The following is a 2,579-nucleotide window of genomic DNA, read 5'->3' on the forward strand; positions in this document are numbered from 1 at the left end:
TCTGCATTCACAACGTCAATCACAGCAAACACATCTATCTAACTGAACAAGAAGTTCAGTGACACATTAACTGTCTGAGTCTCGAAGGTTTGAGACTATTCAGAGTGGAAACTGTCATGAGTTTTTTTGAATTACGCGCCGGCAAGATGTCTTCTCTTACTGTGCTCGCGAGCGCACTAATGCTTACTACCCCCACTTTTGGCTTCGCCGCTGAAGAGACGACGACCTACAACGAAGTAATCGAGCAAGGCCGAGCGCTGTTCGACAAATACGGTATCAGTCATGATTTACCAAAACTGGCCATCAGCTCTCTAGTTCAAGGCGAGCATTTGGTCGAGCATGCCCACCGAAGTGTTAAAATCGGTGATAGCGTTCGCGATTCGTCCGTCTACTTGGTCAAGAACACCGATAACAAAGGCAACATTGATCTGCGTATCAAGTACAACCCTGAACAACTCGATGAAAATGAAAAAGTACTTGATGAGATCGAAGCTTTCACACGAACAGAATACCGCCTTCGAAACTACGCGGAGAGTTTTGATCCGTCATCAGTAAGAGCCAAAGAGGATCAGAATGGTAATGTGATCATCAGTTTTAATTACTCAAAATACGGTCTTCCTCAAGATATCGCCTACTTTCGCTTTTTAAGCGTTGATATTGAGTTGGTTAATGGTGAACCGAAACGTATGGTCATTACCAACGATAAACCGTTCACACATCACAACTACCAAGTGGATTCTTACGATCAAGAGATCCTCTTCCAGAAGTTAACATCAGGCAAAATTGCGATTGCCAGTAAAAACACCAAGATAGTTGGTTCAAAGAAAAATAAACCCCTCGAAATGATGAGCAGCGTAAAACCGGTAGCGATTTATGAAGATAAGCTTGGCGTGCAAGTACTAGACGAAAAACGCTTGAATGAGGTCTCTGATCCACGCATGCAAGAAGCCAGTGTTAAGCTAGACCGAGTTTTTCCTTTAATGGGTGATATGGTTCGTCGTCAAGGTATCGATTTGCCTCTGCCGTTTGGTGTGTCGCTAGCGTATCGAAATCAAGATATGAATATTCCATTTAATGATTTCACGATTGAAGGCATCGGCCTTAATGAACTGTTTGATCCAGAAGACAGTGTGGGCATCGTGAGTGCTGAGAGCATGACGCTTCGTGGCGATGTAAACATCCTGCCATTTTGGAATGTATTTGGTTACATCGGAAAAGTTAATGTCGATGCCAATGTTGATGCCGCCTACACGGGTGAAGGTGGCCAGTACATAAAAGATAAGCTGAACGATAAACTGCCAGGATTAGGTGATAAGTTTTGCGATGGTTTATCTGCACTTTGTAGTCGCGGACGCTTAGACGTGCCGCTGCATTTGGAATATGACCTTCGTGGTATAGGTACAACCCTTTCGGTTGGCTATAAAGAGTTCTTTGCTTCTGTCACTGGTACCTATTCGCAAACTCGCTTAAAGGGCTTAGATGATTGGGGCGATGGTATTGTTACTGTACAGCCGATGTTGGGTTATCAACTTGTCGATTATCGCACGCAGTTCTTTGTCGGAGCAGAATATCAAGGACTGGACGCTCGAATGGACGGGCATGTAAAAAGTGGTGATATCGAATTCGATTACGACATTGGTGTAGATCTTAATCAATGGGCGTTTTTGACTGGTTTCAATAAGCAAATCGGCAAAAACTACAACCTGACCTTTCTCTATAACAAAGGGGAAACTCGAGAGTCAGTAACCTTAAATCTTGGTTACCGTTTCTAGCTCTCATAAAGAGCCCGCCCCTAGACGATGGTAGGACTGCATCCTACAAAGGCGATTATTGAAACTGTCACTGATGCCCTACCATTTGAGCCATCAATACAACAAGCCATCCAACCATTCACGGATTAATACCAAAGCGTCAGGACGTCGCTTGTTAGATGCCGTTTAACATTTTCGGTGCACGCACCAAATGACTTTTTGGACATAACAATGACTTTACTCAATCGCTCAACTTTAGCCATTACCATCACTCTTGCCTTAGCAGCTTGCAGTGATGACTCAAGTAAACCTAGCGTTCCTAACGGCCCGAAGCCACTACAACCCTTACCACCAGAGCAAATCGCTTTGGAAATTGGCGATGCAACCATTCAAGCGACCAAAGAGTCCCTCGTCATCACGCCTCTTGATGCGGATGAAAAACTGGCAGCGGTAGAGGCGTTCAAAGGTATCCAGTTTGCGCAAGCAGACCGCTTTCAGCACAGCATTGTGGCCCCACTTGAAGGCGATATTGATGCGACTCAGTTCGGTGATGCGTGTCCGCAGTTAAAAACCACCACACAAACGCAGTCAGAAAATTGTTTGAACCTAAACATTTGGCGACCTGCCGGGACAGAAGCGTACGCAGATTTGCCAGTTTATGTCTTTATTCACGGTGGAGACTTTGAATACGGCGCAGGCTCAGAACCGCTGATTCATGGTGATATGGTGGTTGCGCAAGGTGCTGACGATGGTAACCCGTTTATTGCTGTTACTTTTAACTATCGTTTGGGCTTGCTGGGCAGTGTTTGGGTCGATGGTTTGGACAAC

2 protein-coding genes are annotated in these 2,579 nt (G+C 45.1%); both read left to right on the top strand.

What is annotated here, in order from left to right:
* Positions 1–116: 116 nt before the first annotated feature.
* Positions 117–1,772 (top strand): hypothetical protein, encoded by a 1,656-nt coding sequence (locus IQR33_RS31145; RefSeq protein WP_193837336.1) that lies wholly within the window; start codon positions 117–119, stop codon positions 1,770–1,772.
* 210 nt (positions 1,773–1,982) lie between these two features.
* On the top strand, positions 1,983–2,579 hold a 597-nt coding region (locus tag IQR33_RS34970), incomplete at its 3' end, for a carboxylesterase family protein (RefSeq protein WP_228014238.1).

It is taken from the genome of Vibrio sp. OPT46 (assembly GCF_015163535.1).
Lineage (GTDB): Bacteria > Pseudomonadota > Gammaproteobacteria > Enterobacterales > Vibrionaceae > Vibrio > Vibrio alginolyticus.

Excerpts from the sequence above, each read along its gene's own strand:
- IQR33_RS31145 (WP_193837336.1), top strand. The coding sequence starts at position 117 with ATGAGTTTTTTTGAATTACGCGCCGGCAAGATGTCTTCTCTTACTGTG.